Annotated in this window: 19 protein-coding genes; 8 read left to right on the top strand and 11 right to left on the bottom strand. The window is 67.0% G+C overall.

The genetic code is table 11. The features are described 5' to 3' along the window. Nucleotides 1-38: 38 nt before the first annotated feature. On the top strand, nt 39-1,097 hold the full coding sequence (gene trpS, locus ACE3TH_RS05330; protein ID WP_374598072.1) for a tryptophan--tRNA ligase: 1,059 nt from the start codon (nt 39-41) through the stop codon (nt 1,095-1,097). A gap of 13 nt (nt 1,098-1,110) precedes the next feature. Here trpS and ACE3TH_RS05325 read toward each other — a convergent pair whose 3' ends face one another. The 4 genes from ACE3TH_RS05325 to ACE3TH_RS05310 form a co-directional block, all read right to left on the bottom strand. Then, entirely contained in the window at nt 1,111-2,034 is a 924-nt protein-coding gene (locus ACE3TH_RS05325) for a hypothetical protein (RefSeq protein ID WP_374598070.1), read from the bottom strand. 248 nt (nt 2,035-2,282) lie between these two features. Beyond that, on the bottom strand, nt 2,283-2,591 hold the full coding sequence (locus ACE3TH_RS05320) for a PadR family transcriptional regulator (RefSeq protein ID WP_374598068.1): 309 nt from the start codon (nt 2,589-2,591) through the stop codon (nt 2,283-2,285). A gap of 30 nt (nt 2,592-2,621) precedes the next feature. Beyond that, complete coding sequence (locus ACE3TH_RS05315) at nt 2,622-4,013, bottom strand: RsmB/NOP family class I SAM-dependent RNA methyltransferase (RefSeq protein ID WP_374598066.1); 1,392 nt, start codon at nt 4,011-4,013, stop codon at nt 2,622-2,624. Beyond that, entirely contained in the window at nt 4,010-5,857 is a 1,848-nt protein-coding gene (locus ACE3TH_RS05310; RefSeq protein WP_374598543.1) for a potassium transporter Kup, read from the bottom strand. Before ACE3TH_RS05310 ends, ACE3TH_RS05315 begins: the two co-directional genes overlap by 4 nt. Nucleotides 5,858-6,151: 294 nt before the next feature. Here ACE3TH_RS05310 and ACE3TH_RS05305 point away from each other — a divergent pair, with 294 nt between their 5' ends. Continuing rightward, entirely contained in the window at nt 6,152-6,622 is a 471-nt protein-coding gene (locus tag ACE3TH_RS05305) for an Rrf2 family transcriptional regulator (protein WP_296168971.1), read from the top strand. A 7-nt stretch (nt 6,623-6,629) separates the two neighbouring features. Then, a complete protein-coding gene (locus tag ACE3TH_RS05300; protein WP_374598064.1) occupies nt 6,630-7,442 on the top strand; it encodes an SDR family NAD(P)-dependent oxidoreductase in 813 nt (270 codons plus the stop codon). Nucleotides 7,443-7,479: 37 nt separating this feature from the next. Here ACE3TH_RS05300 and ACE3TH_RS05295 read toward each other — a convergent pair whose 3' ends face one another. Further along, complete coding sequence (locus ACE3TH_RS05295; protein WP_296168978.1) at nt 7,480-8,178, bottom strand: MarC family protein; 699 nt, start codon at nt 8,176-8,178, stop codon at nt 7,480-7,482. 98 nt (nt 8,179-8,276) lie between these two features. Here ACE3TH_RS05295 and pyrF point away from each other — a divergent pair, with 98 nt between their 5' ends. Continuing rightward, entirely contained in the window at nt 8,277-9,005 is a 729-nt protein-coding gene (pyrF, locus tag ACE3TH_RS05290) for an orotidine-5'-phosphate decarboxylase (RefSeq protein ID WP_374598061.1), read from the top strand. A 65-nt stretch (nt 9,006-9,070) separates the two neighbouring features. Here pyrF and ACE3TH_RS05285 read toward each other — a convergent pair whose 3' ends face one another. Together ACE3TH_RS05285 and ACE3TH_RS05280 are read right to left on the bottom strand one after the other, a co-directional pair. Further along, nucleotides 9,071-10,237, bottom strand: a complete 1,167-nt coding sequence (locus ACE3TH_RS05285; protein WP_374598059.1) for a hypothetical protein — start codon at nt 10,235-10,237, stop codon at nt 9,071-9,073. Between the two features lie 146 nt (nt 10,238-10,383). After that, on the bottom strand, nt 10,384-10,644 hold the full coding sequence (locus ACE3TH_RS05280) for a DUF1674 domain-containing protein (RefSeq protein ID WP_374598057.1): 261 nt from the start codon (nt 10,642-10,644) through the stop codon (nt 10,384-10,386). A gap of 76 nt (nt 10,645-10,720) precedes the next feature. On the opposite strand from ACE3TH_RS05280, the gene htpX reads away from it, so the two are divergent. Beyond that, the gene (htpX, locus tag ACE3TH_RS05275; RefSeq protein WP_374598055.1) at nt 10,721-11,701 is read left to right on the top strand and encodes a zinc metalloprotease HtpX; all 981 of its coding nucleotides are present in this window, start codon (nt 10,721-10,723) and stop codon (nt 11,699-11,701) included. A 3-nt stretch (nt 11,702-11,704) separates the two neighbouring features. On the opposite strand, the gene dapF is transcribed toward htpX, so the two are convergent. Then, nucleotides 11,705-12,553 (bottom strand): diaminopimelate epimerase, encoded by an 849-nt coding sequence (dapF, locus tag ACE3TH_RS05270; RefSeq protein WP_374598541.1) that lies wholly within the window; start codon nt 12,551-12,553, stop codon nt 11,705-11,707. A 49-nt stretch (nt 12,554-12,602) separates the two neighbouring features. Here dapF and ACE3TH_RS05265 point away from each other — a divergent pair, with 49 nt between their 5' ends. The 3 genes from ACE3TH_RS05265 (at nt 12,603) to ACE3TH_RS05255 (ending at nt 18,056) form a co-directional block, all read left to right on the top strand. Then, nucleotides 12,603-13,418 carry a potassium channel family protein gene (locus ACE3TH_RS05265; RefSeq protein WP_374598053.1) on the top strand — a complete coding sequence of 272 codons (816 nt, stop codon included), beginning with the start codon at nt 12,603-12,605 and terminating at the stop codon, nt 13,416-13,418. Nucleotides 13,419-13,532: 114 nt separating this feature from the next. Then, the gene (locus tag ACE3TH_RS05260) at nt 13,533-15,713 is read left to right on the top strand and encodes a prolyl oligopeptidase family protein (RefSeq protein ID WP_374598051.1); all 2,181 of its coding nucleotides are present in this window, start codon (nt 13,533-13,535) and stop codon (nt 15,711-15,713) included. 153 nt (nt 15,714-15,866) lie between these two features. Further along, nucleotides 15,867-18,056 (top strand): prolyl oligopeptidase family protein, encoded by a 2,190-nt coding sequence (locus ACE3TH_RS05255; protein ID WP_374598049.1) that lies wholly within the window; start codon nt 15,867-15,869, stop codon nt 18,054-18,056. A gap of 44 nt (nt 18,057-18,100) precedes the next feature. Here the strand turns inward: ACE3TH_RS05255 and ACE3TH_RS05250 are convergent, their stop codons facing one another. The 3 genes from ACE3TH_RS05250 to ftsY all read right to left on the bottom strand — a co-directional run bounded on the left by ACE3TH_RS05250 (nt 18,101) and on the right by ftsY (nt 20,427). Beyond that, nucleotides 18,101-18,703 (bottom strand): MarR family winged helix-turn-helix transcriptional regulator, encoded by a 603-nt coding sequence (locus ACE3TH_RS05250; protein ID WP_374598047.1) that lies wholly within the window; start codon nt 18,701-18,703, stop codon nt 18,101-18,103. Nucleotides 18,704-18,775: 72 nt separating this feature from the next. After that, complete coding sequence (locus ACE3TH_RS05245) at nt 18,776-19,486, bottom strand: septation protein IspZ (protein ID WP_374598045.1); 711 nt, start codon at nt 19,484-19,486, stop codon at nt 18,776-18,778. A gap of 5 nt (nt 19,487-19,491) precedes the next feature. Further along, nucleotides 19,492-20,427, bottom strand: a complete 936-nt coding sequence (gene ftsY / locus ACE3TH_RS05240) for a signal recognition particle-docking protein FtsY (RefSeq protein WP_374598043.1) — start codon at nt 20,425-20,427, stop codon at nt 19,492-19,494. Nucleotides 20,428-20,434 lie beyond the last annotated feature (7 nt).

Here is a 20,434-nt window from a genome sequence, read left to right as displayed (position 1 = left end):
CACCCAGTTTGCCGCCTTTTCGTACCCGGACCACCGTCATGACCGATACCGCCACCCCGACCGCGTCCCAGACCCCCCCGGCTTACCAGGGCCCCCGCCGCATCCTGTCCGGCATCCAGGCCTCCGGAGCCCTGCATCTGGGCAACTATCTGGGGGCTCTGAAGCGGTTCACCGAGCTTCAGGACCAGGGCGCGCCCTGTTTCCTGTTCGTGGCCGACATGCACGCGATCACCGTCTGGCAGGACCCCGCCAAACTGGCCGACCAGACGCGCGAGATCGCCGCCGCCTATCTGGCCAGCGGCCTCGATCCCGCCCGCTCGATCATCTTCCCGCAGTCGGCCGTGCGCGCTCACGCCGACCTGGCCTGGGTGTTCAACTGCGTCGCCCGTCTGGGCTGGCTGGACCGGATGACCCAGTTCAAGGAGAAGTCGGGCAAGCACAAGGAGCGATCCTCGGTCGGCCTATATACCTATCCCGTGCTCCAGGCCGCCGACATCCTGCTGTACAAGGCAACCGAAGTCCCGACCGGCGAGGACCAGAAACAGCATCTGGAACTGACCCGCGACATCGCTCAGAAGTTCAACAATGACTTTGGCGTGCCCGGCTTCTTCCCCCTGCCCGAGCCCCTGACCCAGGGGCCTGCGCCGCGGGTCATGAGCCTGCGCGACGGCTCGGCCAAGATGAGCAAGTCCGACCCCTCGGACCAGTCACGCATCAACCTGACCGACGACGCCGACACCATCGTGGCCAAGATCCGCAAGGCCCGCTCCGATGCCGACGTCCTGCCGGATACGCTGGAGGGGCTGAACGACCGGCCCGAGGCCAAGAACCTGGTGACGATCTATGCCGCCCTGGCCGACCTGACCCGCGAACAGGTGCTGTCCCAATACGCCGGTCAGGGCTTCGGAGCCTTCAAGCCCGCGCTGGCCGAGCTGGCCGTCGAGGCCATGGCCCCCGTCACCGCCGAAATGCGCCGCCTGATGGCTGATCCCGCCGAGATCGATCGCGTGCTGAAAGACGGAGCCGAACGCGCTTCGGCCATTGCCGATCCGGTGGTAGACGAGGTCAAGCGGATCGTGGGCTTCTGGCGGGGGTGAGGCCGCCGGTCGCTCAGGCGGCGGGCATCATCCGGCGGGCATCAGTCTCGGCATCGATGGACGCTGTCCCGATCGGTGTCGCCTGACCCGCTGTGGTCTCTGACGCGGGCCTCATGAAGGCGACGCTCAGCAGATAGCCGATGATGGCGCTACCGCCATAGCCGACAAGCGGCGTCGGATAGTTGCCCAGCATCGCCGCGATGACCACCAGCGACCACGTGGTCCCGAACATCAGCGCCGTCGTCCGGTCGCCCGCTCGCATAGCCTGAACCGCCGCCGGAGCGACCAGCAGCAGGGCCCCGATCGCCAGGCCCGCACCTATGAGCGGGTTCACCTCGAATGACGAAAACAGGATCTGGTCGACGAACGGTGAGACGCCGCCCCGATCCGGACGGACGACCGTGACCATGAAGCCGACGAATGCGCCCAGCACCAGCCATAGGTCGCAGCGCTCACGTCGCATCAGCGCCAGAATGATCAGCGATCCGACCAGGACACCGGCCATGGCGCGATCGGGCTGGGCCGCCGTGCCCGCGATCGCCAGCGCCAGACCCGCGGTCGTCCACGTGCTGCCGCGTCGGGCGTGCAGCATGATCAGCAAGGGCACGAAAAGCAGGCTGGGCTGCATGATCAAACCGGCGATGTTGATCCACCGAAACGCACCGTCGGCCTGCAGGCCGAAAAGCGCTGTTGCCAGCAGGCTCGCCCCCAGCAGCGGCGCGATCAGAGCGGTCCCCTCTGGCTTCAATCTCTTCGACTGAGACAACCACAGGCACAGACCGATTCCGATAAGAAGCGCGGCCAGATTGACGATGATCAGACGATCCGGTGCCCCGCCCAGCGTCATGTAGACGGCGCCCAGACCCACGGCGGCGATCGCACAGGTGATGCCGATGATCGGGTCACGCGACGCGGTGGCGAAGGATTGCGGGTTCATATTGGCGTCTCCTGGATGACCGCGCGGTTGCTGAGATCGGGGGTGAAGGACGGTGGCCGCCCTGTCACGGGCTGAAACCCACAAGGCGGTCCAGACGCAGCCCAACGCAAAGGCGACCGCGCGGGGCCACTCATCGATTGACGCGGTCTCGTGCACCATCGCCCTGGCCCAATCGCGTTGGCCGGGCGGCATGAGACGCAGGGCGAGGTGGGCGATACCTCCGGCAATGGACCGCCACCGTGAGGCCGTCACCGCGTCATTTCCGGAGATGGAGACTCTGTGACGTCCTGTCCCTCGGCCGCCAGGGCATGGGCCAGCTGCAGGCCGCTCTGGGTCAGTCGATAGACGTGTCGGGGTGGACGACCCGGCTCCTCCGATGCACGCCATTCCGCCTCCAGCAAGCCTTCGGCGTTCAAACGGATCAGCAGCGGATAGAGGGTTCCGGATTTCAGCCCGGTGACGCGTGACAGGTCGTAGCCATGACGCCAGGACCACGGGGACGCCAGCTCCTGAAAGAGGCGACGGGCAGCAGGAGACGGCGCGCGAGAACGAGGCATGAGCTAAATCTACATAGGTAGACTTATTCGTCAAGCGGCGTTGACGCGCTCCAGCCGTGCGACAAAGAAGCCATCCAGCCCGCCCTTTTCCGCCCACATGGACGGAAGGATGCGCAGCCAGCCTTCGGGGGTCAGGGCCTCTTCGGGCGCGCCGATCTCGGCCGGCACGGCAGGCGTGGTGCGGAAGGCCGGGTTGCGGCGCAGGAAGGCGATGATCTGGGTCTCGCCCTCCTCACGTTCCAGCGAACAGACGCAATAGACCAGACGCCCGCCCGGCTTGACCCGTTCGGCGGCGGCATCCAGCAGTCGGTGCTGGACGTCAGCCAGCTTGGCGACATCGGCGGGCTTGGTGGCCCGCAGGACCTCAGGGTTGCGGCGGAAGGTGCCGGTGGCGGTACAGGGCGCGTCCAGCAGAACGGCGTCGAAGGTGCGGTCGTCTTCCCAGTCCTCGGCGGGCACGGCGACGACTTCGGCCTTCAGATCCGTGCGGGCCAGGTTTTCATGAAGCCGCTTCAGTCGCTGGGCCGAACGATCCAGCGCCACGACGGAGGCTCCGCTGGCCGCGATCTGCAGCGTCTTGCCACCAGGCGCGGCACAGAAGTCGACGACCTGTTCACCCGTCTTGGGGGCCAGCAGGCGCACGGGCAAGGCGGCGGCGGCATCCTGCACCCACCAGACGCCGTCCTCGAAGCCGGGCCAGGTCGCCAGATCGCCGCGCCTTCCGGTGCGAACCGTGCCGCCTTGGAGGATTTCTCCCTCCAGCGCCTCGGCCACCGCTGCCGCGTCCAGATCGGGCTTCAGGCTGACGTCCGTCGCCGGTTCCTCGCGCGCGGCCAAGGCCAGGCCGGCCACGGTCGCCTCGCCATAGGCGGCGCGCCAGCGGGCGATCAGCCATTCGGGCAGGTTGGACTCTGCCGTGGTCAGGCCTGGCCCCTCGCGGTCGATCCCGCGCAGCACGGCATTGACCAGATTCTTGTAGGGCCGGGTCTTGGTGTCCCGCTCGGCCAGTTTGACCGCCGTAGACACGGCCGCGAAAGCCGGCGTCTCCAGCACCAGGGTCTGGGCCAGGGCGACGCGCAGGATGGTGCGCACCGCCAGCGGCGGGCTCTTCTGCAGCTTGCGATCCAGGATCTGGTCGATTTCGCCCAGGCGACGTAGGGCCGCCATGGCCACGGCGCGGGCAAAGGCGCGGTCGGGGGCGGGCAGGGAGGAGACCTGGCGGAAGGCCTGGGCCGCATCCATGCCGGCGCGGCCGTCGAGCGCAGCGTTCAGCAGGATGCCGGCGGCAACCCGCGCCTCCACACCGATGTCGGCGGCCTCATCACGCTCTTCCACGCGAGGCGTGCGGGAGCCGCGCGCCTTGTCGGCCATGCGACGGCCGCGGGCCGAAGAGTTCCGGCCCGTCGGGGCGTCCCGGCTCATACGGCCACCTGCGCGCCCAACTCAACCACGCGGCCGGGCGGAATGTGGAAGAAGTCGGTCGGATTGGCCGCATTTCGCGTCAGGAAGATGAACAGCTTGTCCTGCCACAAGGGCATGCCGCGCGTCGCCGTCGCGATGACCGAGCGCCGGCCCAGGAAGAAGCTGGTCGACATGATGTCGAACTTCAGCCCCTGCTTGCGGCACAGGCCCAGCGCCTTGGGCACATTCGGCTGTTCCATGAAGCCATAGGAGATGGTCAGCTTCTTGAAGTCGTCCGAGATGGGCTCCATCGCGATGCGCTGATCGTCGGGCACGCGCGGGCGTTCGACGGTGCGGACGGTCAGGATGATGTTCTTCTCGTGCAGCACCTTGTTGTGCTTGAGATTGTGCATCAGGGCGACGGGCGCCACGTCCGGGTCGCTGGTCAGGAAGATGGCCGTGCCCGGGGCGCGATGCGGCGGACGGGCTTTGAGCATCTCGATCAGATCAACCAGCGGCAGGCTGTCCTTGCGGGTCTTGGTGGTAAGAATCTGCGTCCCGCGCACCCAGGTCCACATCAGCAGCACCAGGGCCGCGCCCAGCACCAGCGGCATCCAGGCCCCGTCAGGAATCTTCAGCAGGTTCGACGTCAGGAAGACGGTGTCGATGAAGCCGAACGGGATCAGCGTCCCCGCCACGGCCCACAGCGGCCATTTCCACTTCTTGGTGATGACCGAATAGGCCATCAGGGTGTTGACCAGCATCGTCCCGGTGACGGCCACCCCGTAAGCCGCCGTCAGATTGTGCGAACTCTGGAAGGTGAACAGCAGCACCAGAACGCCCATCATCAGTAGGCTGTTGACCGCGGGCACGAAGATCTGGCCGGCCTGGGTCTCGGAGGTGTTGCGGATGTCGATGCGGGGCAGAAGGCCCAGCTGAACCGCCTGCTGTGTCACGGAGAAGGCTCCGGTGATCACAGCCTGGGAGGCGATCACCGTCGCCGCCGTCGCCAGACCCAGCATGGGCCAGTAGATCATCTCCGGCACCATGCTCCAGAACGGGTTCTCCGACGCCTCGGGGTTGTCGAGGATCAGGGCCCCCTGACCCAGATAGTTCAGGGTCAGGCACGGCAGGACGAAGGCCAGCCAGCCTATGCGGATCGGGCTTTTGCCGAAATGGCCCATGTCCGCATACAGGGCCTCGGCACCGGTCACGGCCAGGAAGACGCTGCCCAGGATGATGAAGCCCAGGAACCCGTCGTTGATCAGCAGCTGCACCCCGTGATGCGGCGACAGGGCCCGCAGGATCGAGATGTCGTCGAAGATGTGAAACAGGCCCAACAGGCCCAGGCTCAGGAACCACACCGCCGTGATCGGACCGAAAAAGCGCGCCAGCTTGGCCGTGCCGCGCGACTGGATCAGGAACAGCGCGATCAGAATGCCGGCCGAGACCGGCACGATGAAGGGATCCAGCCGTCCGCCGATGCCCGGCGCATCCTTGACACCCTCGATGGCTGACAGGACCGAGATGGCGGGCGTGATGATGCCGTCGCCATAGAACAAGGCCGCGCCCACGACGCCCAGGATGAAGATGAAGGCGCTGCGCCGCCCGACCGCGTGCTGGGCCAGGGCCATCAGTGCCAGGGTGCCGCCCTCGCCCTTGTTGTCGGCCCGCATCAGGAAGAAGACGTATTTGAAGGTCACCACGATCATCAGCGCCCAGAAGGCCAGCGAGACGACGCCGATCACGGCCAGATCGCCCCCCACACCGCCCCGGGCATGGTCGATCGCCTCGCGCAGCGCATAGAGCGGGCTGGTGCCGATGTCGCCGAACACGACGCCGATGGCCCCGATGATCAGGCCCATCTTGCCGGCCTTGACGTGGCCGCCCTCGCCCGCCGCCGCAGGGTGCGGGTGGGCCGGTTGGGGATGAGCGGATGTGGGGGTGGCGGGTGCGTTGGCGTCTTTCGGCGCGCTGTCGTTACCCACGGGAAGAGGTCCCGGCCATGAGTATCCTCCGGGACGCCGCAGGATGCGGTTCCCCTTGCAAGAGCGGCGAGCCTTTAGGCGCTTTCCGACGACCGTTCAATCGTGCTGCACCTGCGAAGGGTCCGGCGATTTGTGAAAGCCGCCGCTCGTGACTATCTTGTGATCCACACCATGTCCGACAGTCAACGTTTCCCGGTCGCCGCCCACACCCTGGCCTATCTCGCTCACAAGGGCGCGTATGGGCCGGGCGAAGCCGCGCCCAGCGCCGTTCTGGCCGCCTCGGTGCCCACCAATCCGGTGGTGGTGCGCCGGGTGACCGCCCTCTTGGCCAAGGCCGGGCTGATTGCGACCCGTCCCGGTGCCTCGGGTGGGGCCTGGCTGCTGCACCGGCCCGAGGACATCTCGATGGATACGGTGCTGCGCGCCGTGAACGGCTGTGCCCATCTGGGCTCGCCTCCAGCCGGGGCCAAGGGCTGTCCGATCAGCGAACATATCCCGCGCCAGGTCGCCAAGGCCCTGACCGCCGCCGACGAGGCCGCAGGTCACGCCCTGTCCAAGATCACCATCGCCGACCTGCTGGCCGAGGACCCGCCGTCGCTGGCGGGGTATGCGCCGCACTCCTCCTGCCCCGTCGCGGCCTGACACCCTCATGAGCCTGCCCTCCGCACGCCGCCCCGTGGTCCTGATCACCGGGGCGTCCGCAGGCATCGGCGCGGCCCTGGCGCGGGTCTATGCCCAGAAGGGCTGGGACCTGATCCTGACGGCCCGCCGCCAGGGGCCACTGCAAGCTTTGGCCCAGGAACTGACCCGCCTGGGCGCGGCCTCGACCATCCTGGTGGAGGACCTGGCCGATGCCGAGGCTCCGCGCCGCCTGTTCGACGCGGTGGCCGAGCGTGGATTGATCATCGACGGCCTGATCAACAACGCCGGCTTTTCGCGCACCGCTGGCTTCCTGAACACCGATCAGGCCGATCACGCCGCCATGATCCGCGTCATGCTGACCGCGCCTGTCGCCCTGGCCCGCCTCTTTGCACCGGCGATGGTCGAGCGGGGGTATGGCCGTATCCTCAACGTCGCCTCCCTGGCCGGCCAGATGCCCGCGACCGGCGGCGACACCCTCTACGGGCCGATCAAGAGCTTCCTGATCAAGGCGTCGCAGGGCCTTTATCTGGAACTGGCCGGAACCGGCGTTCATGTCACCGCCCTGTGCCCCGGCTATACCCTGACAGAGTTCCATGACGTCAACGGTACACGGGCCGAGGTGTCGTCCGCCTATCCCGCCTGGCTGTGGCAGACGGCCGAGCATGTGGCCCGGGTCGGCTATGCCGCCTGCGAGGCCAATCGGCCCAAGGTCACGCCGGGCGTCATGAACAATGTCATGGCGGGGCTGGCCAAACATCTGCCGGACGCCCTGGCGCTGAAGATGGTCGGCGGGCACGCCAAACGGCTGAAGCGCTTCTGATTACCTTCCTATCGACAAGGCCGACAGGAAGGCACGGTTAGTGCCCACCATCCGGATACGGCGTGGTCACACCGGCGGCGAACATCCCCGGCAGAGCCTCGCCCAGACCCATCAGGATGAACTGGATCGCCAGCGCGCACAGGATCAGGCCCAGCACGCGCACGATGATGGCCAGGCCGACCTCGCCCAGCAGCCGGCTGATCGGCCCGGTCAGGCAGAAGCACAGGAAGGACACGCCCGCCGCCGCCGCGATGGCGATCAGGGAGGCGGCGGCCCCCGCCGGCCCGATCTTCTGGGCCTCGCCCGCCTGGATGATGATGGCCGAGATGGCCCCCGGCCCGATCATCAGCGGAATGGCGAAGGGCACGACCAGCCGCTGGAACCGGCGCTTGGCATAGCCGCGCACATCGGCCAGGTCGCTGGCCGCATCCTTGTCGACGAACGACGCCAGAAAATCGTCGCGCGCCATGTCCAGCCCGAGGAACAGCAGCAGGATGCCGCCCGCGATGCGGAACGCCGCCAGCGAAATGCCGAAGAACTGCAGCAGGCCCAGGCCGCTGAAGAAGAAGAAGCCCAGAAACACTGCCGCGAAAACGCAGATCAGGGCCGAGACCGAGACCCGTTGGCGCAGGCTCGCCCCCGCCGTCGCCGCCGCGAAGATTGGCAGATTGCCGATGGGGTCCAGAAGCGCGAACAGCGTCACGAACAGGTTGACGCCCAGATCGACCGCGTCCATGTGCTGGCCTCGCCCTTACTCGCTGATCCCCTCGCCGGTCTCCGACCGACGCGCGCGTTTGCGCTCGTCAGCCATAGCCGGTCAACCGGAGCCCGTCGATGACCTCTCGCCTTCTGACAGACGACAGACTGATCGTCGGCCTGGACCTGCCCTCCGTCGAAGCGGCGCGGGACATGGTCCGGACGCTGGGTGGGACCATCACAGCCTACAAGGTCGGCCTGACCCTGCTGGCCCGCCCGGGCGGCGTGGCGTTTGCCCACGATCTGCGCGGCCAGGGCAAGACGGTCTTTCAGGACTGGAAGCTGCACGACATCGGGGCCCAGGTCGAAGGCGCGGCCCGCGCCGTGGCCGAGGGTGGCTGCGATCTGCTGACCGTTCACGCCGAGCCGCAGGTTATGCGCGGTGCGGTCAAGGGACGTGACGCGGCAGGCTCATCGACGAAAATCCTCGCCGTCACCGTCATGACCAGCCTGTCGGACGCCGATTTGACCGAGATCGGTTATGGCTTCGACGCCACCGCCCTGGTCGAGCGGCGCGTGCGTCAGGCGCTGGATTGCGGCGTCGACGGCGTGGTATCCAGTCCGCTGGAGGCGGCGCGTGTGCGAGAGATCGCCATCGAGGCCGGACGTCGGGACTTCCTGATCGTTACCCCCGGCGTGCGTCCCGCCGGAGCCGACAAGGGCGACCAGCAGCGGGTGGCCACGCCGGCCGAGGCGCTGACGGCGGGCGCGACCCATCTGGTCGTGGCGCGGCCCATTGTGGGGGCGGACAATCCCCTGCTGGCGGCATCGGCCGTCGTGGAATCCATCGACGGCCTGATGCGCTGATCCGCGCATGAAAAAGGCCGGGATGCGCGCTGCACCCCGGTCTCTCTCTCTGATCGTCTGCCGTCCTAGCCGCGCTCGCCCGGCTCCTGACGATAGTCGTGGCGCACCGGAGGCGGCGGGGGCGGAGGCGGTGGCGGCGGAGCCACCTCGCCCTGCAGGCCGTAATACTGGTTCGGCGTCAGCGGGACCTCATACTCCTGGCGCTCGATATAGACGTCGGGCTGCCGGACCTCGACGTCCGACTGGCGAACGTAGACATCGGGCTGCTGGATGCGGACCTCACGCTCCATGTGGACGCGCGGGGCCTCCATATGGACCTCGGGCGGGGCCAGATGGACCTGCGGCTGGGGCACGTGCACCTCGGGTGCGGCCACATAGACGTCCGACGGCGCGACATGGACCTGCGAGGGTTCGACGTAGACCTGCGACGGCTCCACATAGACCTGGGCGGGCTGGACATAGACCGGCGGAGCCTGGACGTGGACGGGCGGTCCCTGAACATAGACCGGCGGCGATTGCACATAGACCGGCGGCTGTTCGATATAGACCGGCGCGGGCTGATAGTGGTGGCGATAGTCCGTGCGGTAGTCGTCGCGGTACTCGTCGCGATAACGCGGACGCTCGACATAGTGGCTGCTGCCGGAAGACCGCTCCTCATAGCGCTCTTCGTAGCGGCTCTCGCTGTAGCCATAGCGGCCGCCGCGCTGCTCATAGCCATAGCCGCCCGAGCAGGTGGTCGAACCGGGCTGCGGCCGACGGCCGAAGCCGCCCAGGACGTAGCCATAGGGGCCGGTGCGGCAGGTCGAACCGCGATAGGGCTCCTCGGCATAGACCGGCCCGCCGAAATAGCCGCCGTAGCCGCCCTCGGAATAGCCGCCGCCACCACCGATGCTTGTGCCGCCATAGTTGGTGCCGCCGCGCACGCTGCGGACATCATAGCTGCGGGCGTTCAGATAGCCGCGCGCGCTGCTGAAGCTGTTCGAATTGGCATTGGCGTTCGCGTTCGCATTGGCGTTCGCATTGATGTTGACGTTGTAGTTGAAGTTGCCGCCACGGTGTCCACCACCGTAGTGACCACCACCTCCGCCGGGGTGCCCACCGCCGCCGCAGCTGTTGCAGCCGCCTCCACCACCGGGATGGCCGCCGCCACCGCGCGGGCCTCCGGCCAGGACGGGCGTCGCCGCCATCAGCATCAGGACAGCGGCACCGGCCGCCACAGAAAGGTTTCGCATCGCACGGGCTCCAACTCAGGAGCCTGTCCTAGACACGTCCGACAGACGATTCTCGCGCTTGCACCGAGCGGGGGAAGGTCGCGTTATGGTTTCCCCCAGAGGCGTTGAATTTAACCTTTTCCGTTCAGAGACGGGTCAAAAGGGCCTCAGAAATCGATGGCCAGGCCCTTCTTCTCCCAGTCACCATAGCGGGTCGGTTCAGGCCCGGTCGGCCCCCCATGTTCGGGAGCCAGATCGCCACCGGCCTCTGCCGCGCGACGATCCGCCGCTTCCAGCAGGGCGCGTCGCGCGACCTCGCTCAAGGGCCGCTCCGGCGTCGCATGGGGCACGTCGGCATTGAAGGCGGGGGCCGGCTGGTCGTCGTTTGCGACGTCGTTCGGCGCGGCCGGGGTGGGGTGATCGGTCACAGCGCAGGCTCTTGAGACGGGGCGTTCATGGCCGCACCTTACAGGACTGCATTCGCAGTGCCCATGACGTAACCTTATGAACCATTTGAAGACCTTCATCCTGCTGGCCGTCCTGACCGCCCTGTTCGGCGCGATCGGCTACATGATCGGTGGCGCGACCGGCATGCTGATTGCCTTGCTGTTGGCTGGCGGCATGAACCTGATCAGCTACTGGAACGCCGACAAGATCGTTCTGAAGATGTATCGCGCCCAGCCGGTCGACGAGCAGCATCCCAATGCGGTGGTTCGCACCTATGTCGCCGATGTGGTCCAGATGGCGCGTGACGCGGGCCTGCCCCGGCCGATGATCGCCATCATTCCCAATGATCAGCCCAATGCCTTCGCCACCGGGCGCAATCCGGCGAACGCCGCCGTCTGCGCCACCACCGGCCTTCTGGACCGGCTGACCCGCGACGAGATCCGGGGCGTGATGGCGCACGAACTGGCCCATGTAAAAAACCGCGACACCCTGACCATGACGGTGACGGCGACCCTGGCGGGGGCCATCGCGGCCCTGGCCAATTTCGCCCTCTTCTTCGGCGGCGGGGACGACCGCGAACGCCCTGGCGGCATCATCGGCACCCTGGCCCTGATGATCCTGGCCCCCATGGCTGCGGGTCTTGTGCAGATGGCCATCAGCCGCTCGCGCGAATACGAGGCCGACCGCGTCGGGGCCGAGATCGCGGGCGACCCTTACGCCCTGGCCGATGCGCTGCAGAAGATCGAGAACCATGCTCGCGGCATCGTCAACCCGACCGCCGAGCGCAATCCCGCCTCAGGACAGCTGTTCATCATCAATCCGCTGGCGGGACGCGGAGCTGACAATCTGTTCTCGACCCACCCCGCGACCGGCAACCGCATCAGGGCGCTGATGGAACTGGCGGCGAAGGCCGGTCAGCGTCCGCGCCCGGTGGCCAGGGCCACGCCAGCGGAGTGGTCACCGGTTCGACCGGCCACGACCAGCGTGCCGACGACCTCCCAGGTTCGCCCACAGGCCCGCCCAGGCCCCTGGGGCTGACGCTCACAGGGTCAGGGTGCCGGTTCGCTCGACCTCGACCGGCCCCGTCATGAAGACGTGGTCCGAGGCCTCGTCCCAGTCGATCTGCAGCAGGCCGCCATCGACCTCGACCGCCGCGTGCCGTCCGGTCAGCCGCCGTCGCGCCGTCGCCACCAGGGCCGCACAGGCCCCCGTGCCGCAGGCCCTGGTCAGGCCCGCCCCCCGCTCCCAGACCCTCAGGCGGATGCGGTCCGGCGCGATCACATGGGCGAAGCCGACATTGACCCCTTCCGGGAACAGCGGGTGATGCTCGATCAGCGAGCCCGATCCGCGCACGAAGCCGTCGTTCGGTGCATGGTCCATGAAAAAGACCACATGCGGATTGCCCATCGATACCGCGCCCGGCGTATGCAGCACCGGATCGTCGATCGGCCCGATCTGAAGCTCGATGTTGCGGGTGTCCATCGCCTCGGCCAGCGGCACCTGGGTCCAGTCCAGCCGCGGCGGCCCCATGTCGACGCGGATCTGGTTTTCGCCCTCGGCCCGCCAAGCCGTCGTTGGCCCGCCGAGGGTATCGATGGTCACCCTGTCCTGACCCGTTGACTGCATCATCAGCCAGCCGACGCAGCGCAGGGCATTGCCGCAGGTCTCGACCTGTCCGCCGTCGGCGTTCCACACCCGCATGAAGACATCGGCCGTCTCGCTGGGCTCCAGCGCGATCAGCTGGTCGCAGCCTTCGCCGGTCTCCCTGTCAGCGATGGCGCGCACCTGCGCCTCCGTCGGGGCGAACGGCGTCTCCAGCGCATTGACGACGACGAAGTCGTTGCCGGCGCCGTTCATCTTCACGAAGGGGAGGGTGGCCATCAGTGCCATATAGGAGAAATCATGGCGTTCGTCAGCGACCGTGCCTAGGTTGCGGGCCATGACGACCGACGCCGCCCCGGACACGCCCGTACAGAAATCGGAGGGATGGCGCCTGCGGGCCCGTCTGCGCGCCCTCTATCACGGCTCGTCACAGACCGCGGTGCGGTTCCGGCTCGGCGTCCTGATCATCGATCTGATCATCGTCGGCTTCTTCATCGCTGCCCCGCTGCTGAAGGAAGGCGGGCTGGTCTTCTACGTCATCGACTATGTCATCGCCGCCATCCTGGCGCTGGATCTGGCGGCTCGGGCCCTGTGCTATTCGGACATCAAGGACTGGCTGAAGAAGCCGATCGTCTGGATGGATCTGTTCATCCTGGCGACCCTGCTGTTTCCCGCCTGGCTGTTCAACCTGGGCTTCCTGCGGGTGCTCAGGCTGTGGACCCTGGTCAATTCCGACTTCTTCTGGAGGACCATCGGACGGCGTTACGACGACACCCGCATCGAGGATCAGGTCAAGGCCCTGACCGCCCTGGTCACCTTCATCTTCGTGGCCACGGGCTTCGTCTACACCAGCTTCGTCGGCACCTATGAAGGCATCAGCGGCTATATCGACGCCCTGTATTTCACGGTCACCAGCCTGACGACGACCGGCTATGGCGACATCCTCCTGCCCGGCAACTGGGGGCGGATTGTCTCCATTGTCATCATGCTGACCGGGGTGACCCTGTTCGTGCGGCTTGGCCAGACCCTCTTGCGCCCGCACAAGGTGCGCTTCCCCTGCGACCGCTGCGGACTTCAGGTGCACGACCCCGACGCCGTCCACTGCAAGGCCTGCGGCAACCTGCTGTGCATCCCTGACGAAGGTCACTCCTGAACGGCTTCATGACAAAACCGTAACCTCGGCTGCCTGCGCCTTGCCGCGCTGGGGACCGTCGTTAAGGTGCCCCGCCGACTTATCGTGCCGACATATCGATCAGGGACCTGCCACATGATCCGCACCGCCGCGCTCGCCGCCCTTCTCGCTTCCACTGCTATTTCGAGCGCCGCCATGGCCCAGACTACTCCCGCACCCGCCGCACCGAGCGCGACCGCGAGCGGCGGCTTCGCCACCTCCGACGCGACCGACCCCTATCTGTGGCTGGAAGAGGTCGAGGGCGAGCGCGCCATGGAATGGGTCCGCGCCCAGAACGAGCGCTCGCTGGGCACGCTGCAGGACGACCCCCGCTATCAGACCCTGCACGATCAGGCGCTGGAGATCGTCCAGTCGCGCGACCGCATCCCGGCCCCGGGCTTCAACCACGACGGCACGATCGACAACTTCTGGCAGGACGCCACCCATGTGCGCGGCATCTGGCGCACCACGACGCTGGACAGCTACCAGACCGCCGAGCCGCAGTGGGAGACCGTCCTCGACATCGACGCCCTGGCCACGGCCGAGGGCAAGAACTGGGTCTACAAGGGCGCGACCTGCCTGCCGCCCGAAGAGACCCGCTGCCTGATCAGCCTGTCCGACGGCGGCAAGGATGCGGTGGTGGTGCGCGAGTTCGATCGGGCGACCCGCACCTTCGTGGACGGCGGCTTCAACCTGCCGGAATCCAAGGGCGGGGCCTCCTGGATCGATGCCGACACCCTTCTGGTCAGCCGTGACTTCGGGCCCGGCTCCCTGACCACCTCGGGCTATCCGATGATCGTCAAGGTGCTGAAGCGCGGCCAGACGATGGATCAGGCCACGACCGTCTTCACCGGCCAGCCGACGGACGTCTCCGTCTCGGGCTACGCCCTGCGCGATGCGGGTGGCGTTATCCAGGCGACCCTGATCAATCGCGGCGTCAGCTTCTATGAGGGCGAGACCCACCGCCTGAACGCCAACGGCACGACGACGAAGCTGGAACTGCCCGCCAAGTCCAGCATCAACGCCCTGGTCCAGGGCCAGCTGGTGGTCACCACCGATCAGGACTGGACCGCCCCCTCGGGTCAGGAGTTCAAGACCGGCGACGTCTTCGCCTGGGACCTGCAGCGCTGGCTGGCCGATCCGGCTACCCCGGCGCAACTGATCATCCGCCCGACCGAGCGCGAGGCCATCGAGGGCATCACCGCCACCCGCAACCGCCTGGTCGTGGCCCTGTACGAAAACGTGCGCGGCGGGGTCTATGTCTATGAGCCCAGCGCCACGGGCGAGTGGTCGCGCACCCGCATGGACCTGCCCCAGAACGTCTCGGTCGGTGTCGGCTCGGCCTCGGAACGCGACGACAAGATCTTCGTCAGCGTGACCGGCTATCTGAACCCCTCCAGCCTCTATCTGGCCGATGCGTCGACCGGCCAGGCGGTGGTCAGCAAGTCCCTGCCGGCCAAGTTCGACGCTACCGGCATGACGGTGGACCAGTTCGAGGCTCGCTCAGCCGACGGGACGATGATTCCCTATTTCGTCGTCCACAAGGGCGACATGGCCATGGATGGCTCCAACCCTACGGTCCTGTACGGCTACGGCGGCTTCCAGTCGTCGCTTCTGCCCGGCTATTCAGCCACGGTGGGCAAGCTGTGGCTGGAGCGGGGCGGGGTCTATGTCATCGCCAATACGCGCGGCGGCGGCGAGTTCGGCCCCCGCTGGCACCAGGCGGCCCTGCAGGAAAACCGCCAGCGCGCGCATGAGGATTTCCAGGCCGTCGCCCAGGACCTGATCAGCCGTAACATCACCTCACAGCCGCACCTGGGCATCATGGGCGGCTCGCAGGGCGGGCTCTTCATGGGGGCGATGCTGACCCAGCGCCCGGACCTGATCAACGCCGCCGTCATACAGGTGCCCCTTTTCGACATGCTGCGCTTCCACAAGCTGCTGGCCGGGGCCAGCTGGATCGCGGAATACGGCAACCCGGACATCCCGGCCGAACGCGCCTGGATCGAACAGTATTCGCCGTATCAGCGCCTCGCCGCCGGTCAGCCCTATCCGGAAGTCTTTATCCACACCTCGACCAAGGATGACCGCGTTCACCCCGGCCACGCCCGAAAGGCCGCGGCCCGTCTGGAGGAACTGGGCTATCCGGTCCTGTTCTATGAAAACGTCGACGGCGGCCACGGCGCGGCAGCCAACCTGCGCGAGACGGCCCGGCGTCTGGCGCTGGAATACACCTATCTGTCCCGCCGCCTGATGGACACGCCGGCCGAGGATTGAGACCCGTCTCCTCCCCGTGTGCGGGGAGGGGGACCGCGAAGCGGTGGAGGGGCCAACCCGTCCACCGGCCTTCCGGTCTGAGCCCCCTCCACCATCCTTCGGATGGTTCCCCTCCCCCGATGGGGGTGGAATAGATTAGCGGAGTAGAGTGCCATGATCAGACACCTCATGACCGGCGTGGCCTTCGCCGTGATCGCCAGCGTTGCCCACGCGCAAACGCCGCCCCGCCACATGCCCGCCGACCTCTCCCCCGCCGGGGTCCGCGCGGCTGACGAGCATCTGGCGCTGGAACAGGTGGATGGGGCCGAGGCCATGGCCTTCGTCCGCGCGTCGAACGAACGGGCGCTCGCCACCCTGACCGGCGATCCCCGCTATGAGCCTTTCCGCCAGCAGGCAGAGGCGATCCTGACCGCCACCGACCGCATTCCGGCCCCGTCCTTCCTCGGCGACGGCATCGGCAACTACTGGCAGGACGCGACCAATCCCAAGGGCATCTGGCGGCGCACGACCCTGGACGGCTACCGCTCGGCCGACACGCCGTGGGAAACCCTGATCGATCTCGATGCCCTGTCCCGCGCCGAGGGCAAGGACTGGGTGTGGAAGGGCTCCAACTGTCTGGCCCCGGACGAGACCCGCTGCCTGATCAGCCTGTCCGACGGCGGCAAGGACGCCGTCGTGGTGCGGGAGTTCGACACCACCACCAAGGCCTTCGTCGACGGCGGCTTCATCCTGCCCGAGGGCAAGCACCGCATCAGCTGGCTTGACCGGGACACGCTTCTGGTCGCCACCGATTTCGGTGACGGCACCCTGACCGAGTCAGGTTATCCTTACATCGTGAAGTCGCTGACGCGCGGCCAGACCCTGGCCCAAGCGACCGAAGTCTACCGCGGCGAACAGTCGGACGGGGGCTACGGCGTCAGCCCCGCCGTCTATCGCAACAAGGATGGTGCCGTCGAAGCGGTCCTGTTTAGCCGCCCGCTCGACACGTTCCGCTCCGAGACCTGGCAATGGGTCGATGGCCGGGCAGTAAGGCTGCGTGTCCCTAATCGCGTTAGTGTTTACGGCACAATGGGAGACCTGCTGATTTTCTCGCCGGATGAGGCTTGGTCCTTCGCAGGTGCTGATGCACAGGCCGGCAGCCTTCAGGCCTATTCGCTGTCGACGCTCCGCGAAGGCAGCAGAGTAAATTTCGATAACCAAGCAAGCGAGATTTTCACGCCCGGCCCTCGCCAGTCGATCAGTGCCGTAACTGTCTTTTCCGATCGTGTGGTGGTGGTCATCAACGACAACGTTCGAGGGCGGCTGTCGACCTTTGCCAATCTGGGCGAATGGGGTTGGAGCGAGCGTCAGGTGGAGGTACCCGACAACAGCGCCGTGTCATTGGGAGATGCCTCCAAGAGCCGAGACGAATTGTTTGTATCGTCGCAGAATTTCCTTACGCCTCAGACTCTGGGCCTACTCGAAGTCGATTATCTGGCCACGGCGCGTGAGCCTATGGTCGGACCGTCGCCCAACACGATCATCCCTCTGAAATCAGCTCCCGCCAAGTTCGACGCCTCGACCCACGTCACCGAACAGTTCGAGGCCACCTCCGCCGACGGCACCAAGATTCCTTATTTCGTCACCCGCCCGCGCGACCAGTCCGGTCCGGCCCCGACCATCCTGTTCGGTTACGGCGGCTTCCAGGCCAGCTTCCCGCCCGCCTACAAGCCCGAAATGGGCAAGCTGTGGCTCGAGAACGGCGGGGTCTTCGTTCAGGCCAATATCCGGGGCGGCGGCGAGTTCGGCCCGGCCTGGCACCAGGCGGCCCTGAACGAGAACCGCCAGCGTGCCTTTGACGACTTCGCCGCCGTCGCCCGCGATCTGGAAACGCGGGGCATCACCACAGCGCGCCGCCTGGGCATCTATGGCCGATCCAACGGCGGGGTCCTGACCTCGGTGACCCTGACCCAGCATCCGGAGCTGATCAATGCGGCGGTGATCGAAAGCCCGCTGGTCGACATGCTGCGCTATCACGAACTGCCCGCCGGCGCGTCCTGGATCGGCGAATACGGCGACCCGCGCATCCCGGAAGAAGCCGCCTGGATCGCCGCCTATTCCGGCTATCAGAACCTGCGCGAGGGGGCGAACTATCCGCGCGTCTACATCACCACCAACACGCGCGACGACCGCGTCCACCCCGGCCATGCCCGCAAGCTGGCCGCGCGTCTGGGCGACATGGGCTATGACCACCTGTATTTCGAAGATACCGCAGGGGGCCACTCCAACGACGCCGATCCCGTCGCCAACGCCCGCCGCTGGGCCCGCCACTACGTCTATCTGGCCCAACAGCTGATGGACTAACCGGGCCGCCGCTCCGTCCACGGATGGAGCGGCACGCTGGCAGATCAGGCCGCGACGGCGGTCTTGGCCTTTTTGGTCTTGGCGGGCTTGTCGGCCTTGGCCGGCTTCTCGCCCTTGCGGGCCAGCTTCTCGGCCTTCTTCTCCTCGCGGGCGGCCTTCTTGGCGGCGCGCGCCTCGGCCTTGGCCTTGTCGGGGGCGGCGTCCGCCTCTCCGGCCAGTTCGCTCAGCAGATCCAGGAAGCCGTCTCGCTTGCCCTTGGGCAGCAGGGCCAGGATGCGTTTGTCGGCGGCCTCGACCCGCGGGCGGGCGGCGTCTAGGGCCTCCTGCCCCTTGGGCGACAGGCGCACGGCCTTGGCGCGGGCGTCGATGCTGGACTTCTCGCGGTCCAGCAGGCCCTTGACCGTCATGCGCGACACGAGATCGGCCAGGGTCGAGCGATCGATGCCCGTGGCCCGCACCAGATCGGTCTGGGTCAGGCCTGACTTGTGCGACACCGCCTCCAGCACCGCGAACTGTCGCTGGGTCAGGCCGTCGGCCCCGGCCTCTTCGGCATAGATGTCCAGCGCCAGTTGCAGCGCACGATGCATCAGATGGCTGGGCGACGCCGAGAGGCCACCGCGTTTGGACTTGTTGCCGGACTTGACCATGAAACCGTATCCCCTGCGGTTGCCGGAAGGCTTAGCAGTCGCATTTTACGGTTTGACGACGGACGAAGATTCTCAGGGTGCCGTGTCCGGGCCTGCGGGAGCCATCGGGTCGACCGGCTTATCCGCCGATGTCAGATTGCCCATGATCAGCGGCAACTGCGACAGGCCGAATACGGAGGACACGATCCACAGCACGCCCCGGAAACTGACCCAGACATCCGCCGGGTCCAGATGACCCAGGCCGATACGCGGCGTGACCATCGCTACCAGCGCCTCGCTGCGCACCGCCTCGTTCACGATGGCTACGGCCAGGAAGTACAGGCCGTATCGCAGGGTCAGCGTCCGCCAGGCCCGGTCGTTGATCGGAATGACGGTGCCCAGCAGCGCCTTCAAAGGCTGCTTGTGCAGCAGATAGCCCCCCAGCAGCGCCACAGCCAGGCCGCCGTTCAGGGCCGTGATCTTGATCTTGACCCACAAGCCATCGCCGGTCAGCAGGGTCAGCAGGCCGAATACCAGCGCGAACCCGCCGACCAGCAGCGGCATCAGTGCCAGCCGTTTCTCGACCACCAGACCGACGACCACCGCTACGGCCGAACCCGCGACCAGGGCCCAGGTCGCATTGACCAGCGCTTCGTCTCCGCTCATCCCGCGCAGGCGCAGCACCAGAAAGGCCAGGCCGAAGGCCAGCAGGCCGCCGAAATCCACTGCCTGACGCAGGCCGGAGGTCTTCTCGCCCTGGGGCGGAGTCGGATCCAGTTCGGGCGCGTTGTCGGTCTCGGTCATGCGGGTCAATCTTCCAGTCCCACCAGCGACCTTGAAAAGGCCCGGGCGTCAAAGGGTTGCAGGTCGTCGACGCCCTCGCCGACGCCGATCAGCTTGATCGGCGCATCCGACGCCTGGGCCACGGGCACCAGAACCCCGCCCCGCGCCGTACCGTCCAGCTTGGTCATGACCACGCCGGAGACATAGGCCGTCCGCCCGAAGATCTTCTCCTGCTCCAGCGCATTGCGTCCGACTGTGGCGTCCAGCACCAGCAGCGTCTCGTGCGGGGCCTCAGGGTCGATCTTCTTGATGACCCGCACGATCTTCAGCAGTTCGTCCATCAGGGCGGACTTGTTCTGCAAACGCCCGGCGGTGTCGATCAGGACCACGTCGTAGCCCTCGGCCTTGGCTCGGCTGTAGGCGTCGAAGGCCAGCCCGGCGGGATCGGCTCCGTCGCGACGGCTCTCGAAAGTCGCGCCCGCCCGATCGGCCCAGACCTTCAGCTGCTCGCGCGCCGCGGCCCGGAAGGTGTCGCAGGCCACGATCATGACCTTGGCCCCTTGGCCGGTCAGGTCCGAGGCGATCTTGCCCAGGGTCGTCGTCTTGCCCGAGCCGTTGACCCCGACAAACAGGGTCACGAAAGGCCTGGCTCCGTTCAGCGGTTCGTAGCGGGCCTGATGGTTGATCAGTTCGGCGGCCACGGCCTCGGCCAGGGCCTCCTTGACCTCGCGCTCGTCGGCCCCCTTGCCGAAGCGCAACTCGCGGAACCGCTCGACGATCCGGTCGGTCGCGGCGGGGCCCAGGTCGCTCTCCAGCAGATGCTCTTCCAGCTGTTCCAGAGCGGTCTCGGACAGGGGCTCCTTCACGAAGGTGGCGACGACCTGGTCGGTCATCTGTCTGGAGGAGCGGCTCAACCCCTCGCTCAACCGCGAGAGCCAGCCCTTTTTCGGCGTATCGTTCATCCGTCGG

Origin of the sequence: Brevundimonas sp. (genome assembly GCF_041919755.1) — a bacterium.
Taxonomy (GTDB): domain Bacteria; phylum Pseudomonadota; class Alphaproteobacteria; order Caulobacterales; family Caulobacteraceae; genus Brevundimonas.
The sequence above is the reverse complement of the archived record's forward strand: the minus strand, read 5'-3'. Positions and strand labels throughout refer to the sequence as shown.

Coding starts and splice junctions, on each gene's coding strand:
- ACE3TH_RS05260 (WP_374598051.1), top strand. CDS start 13,533: ATGATCCGCACCGCCGCGCTCGCCGCCCTTCTCGCTTCCACTGCTATT.
- pyrF (WP_374598061.1), top strand. CDS start 8,277: ATGACCTCTCGCCTTCTGACAGACGACAGACTGATCGTCGGCCTGGAC.
- ACE3TH_RS05245 (WP_374598045.1), bottom strand. CDS start 19,486: ATGACCGAGACCGACAACGCGCCCGAACTGGATCCGACTCCGCCCCAG.
- ACE3TH_RS05310 (WP_374598543.1), bottom strand. CDS start 5,857: ATGGGCCTGATCATCGGGGCCATCGGCGTCGTGTTCGGCGACATCGGC.
- ACE3TH_RS05325 (WP_374598070.1), bottom strand. CDS start 2,034: ATGAACCCGCAATCCTTCGCCACCGCGTCGCGTGACCCGATCATCGGC.
- ACE3TH_RS05320 (WP_374598068.1), bottom strand. CDS start 2,591: ATGCCTCGTTCTCGCGCGCCGTCTCCTGCTGCCCGTCGCCTCTTTCAG.
- ACE3TH_RS05285 (WP_374598059.1), bottom strand. CDS start 10,237: ATGCGAAACCTTTCTGTGGCGGCCGGTGCCGCTGTCCTGATGCTGATG.
- ACE3TH_RS05265 (WP_374598053.1), top strand. CDS start 12,603: ATGACGACCGACGCCGCCCCGGACACGCCCGTACAGAAATCGGAGGGA.
- ftsY (WP_374598043.1), bottom strand. CDS start 20,427: ATGAACGATACGCCGAAAAAGGGCTGGCTCTCGCGGTTGAGCGAGGGG.
- ACE3TH_RS05250 (WP_374598047.1), bottom strand. CDS start 18,703: ATGGTCAAGTCCGGCAACAAGTCCAAACGCGGTGGCCTCTCGGCGTCG.
- trpS (WP_374598072.1), top strand. CDS start 39: ATGACCGATACCGCCACCCCGACCGCGTCCCAGACCCCCCCGGCTTAC.
- dapF (WP_374598541.1), bottom strand. CDS start 12,553: ATGGCACTGATGGCCACCCTCCCCTTCGTGAAGATGAACGGCGCCGGC.
- ACE3TH_RS05305 (WP_296168971.1), top strand. CDS start 6,152: ATGTCCGACAGTCAACGTTTCCCGGTCGCCGCCCACACCCTGGCCTAT.
- htpX (WP_374598055.1), top strand. CDS start 10,721: ATGAACCATTTGAAGACCTTCATCCTGCTGGCCGTCCTGACCGCCCTG.
- ACE3TH_RS05300 (WP_374598064.1), top strand. CDS start 6,630: ATGAGCCTGCCCTCCGCACGCCGCCCCGTGGTCCTGATCACCGGGGCG.
- ACE3TH_RS05295 (WP_296168978.1), bottom strand. CDS start 8,178: ATGGACGCGGTCGATCTGGGCGTCAACCTGTTCGTGACGCTGTTCGCG.
- ACE3TH_RS05315 (WP_374598066.1), bottom strand. CDS start 4,013: ATGAGCCGGGACGCCCCGACGGGCCGGAACTCTTCGGCCCGCGGCCGT.
- ACE3TH_RS05255 (WP_374598049.1), top strand. CDS start 15,867: ATGATCAGACACCTCATGACCGGCGTGGCCTTCGCCGTGATCGCCAGC.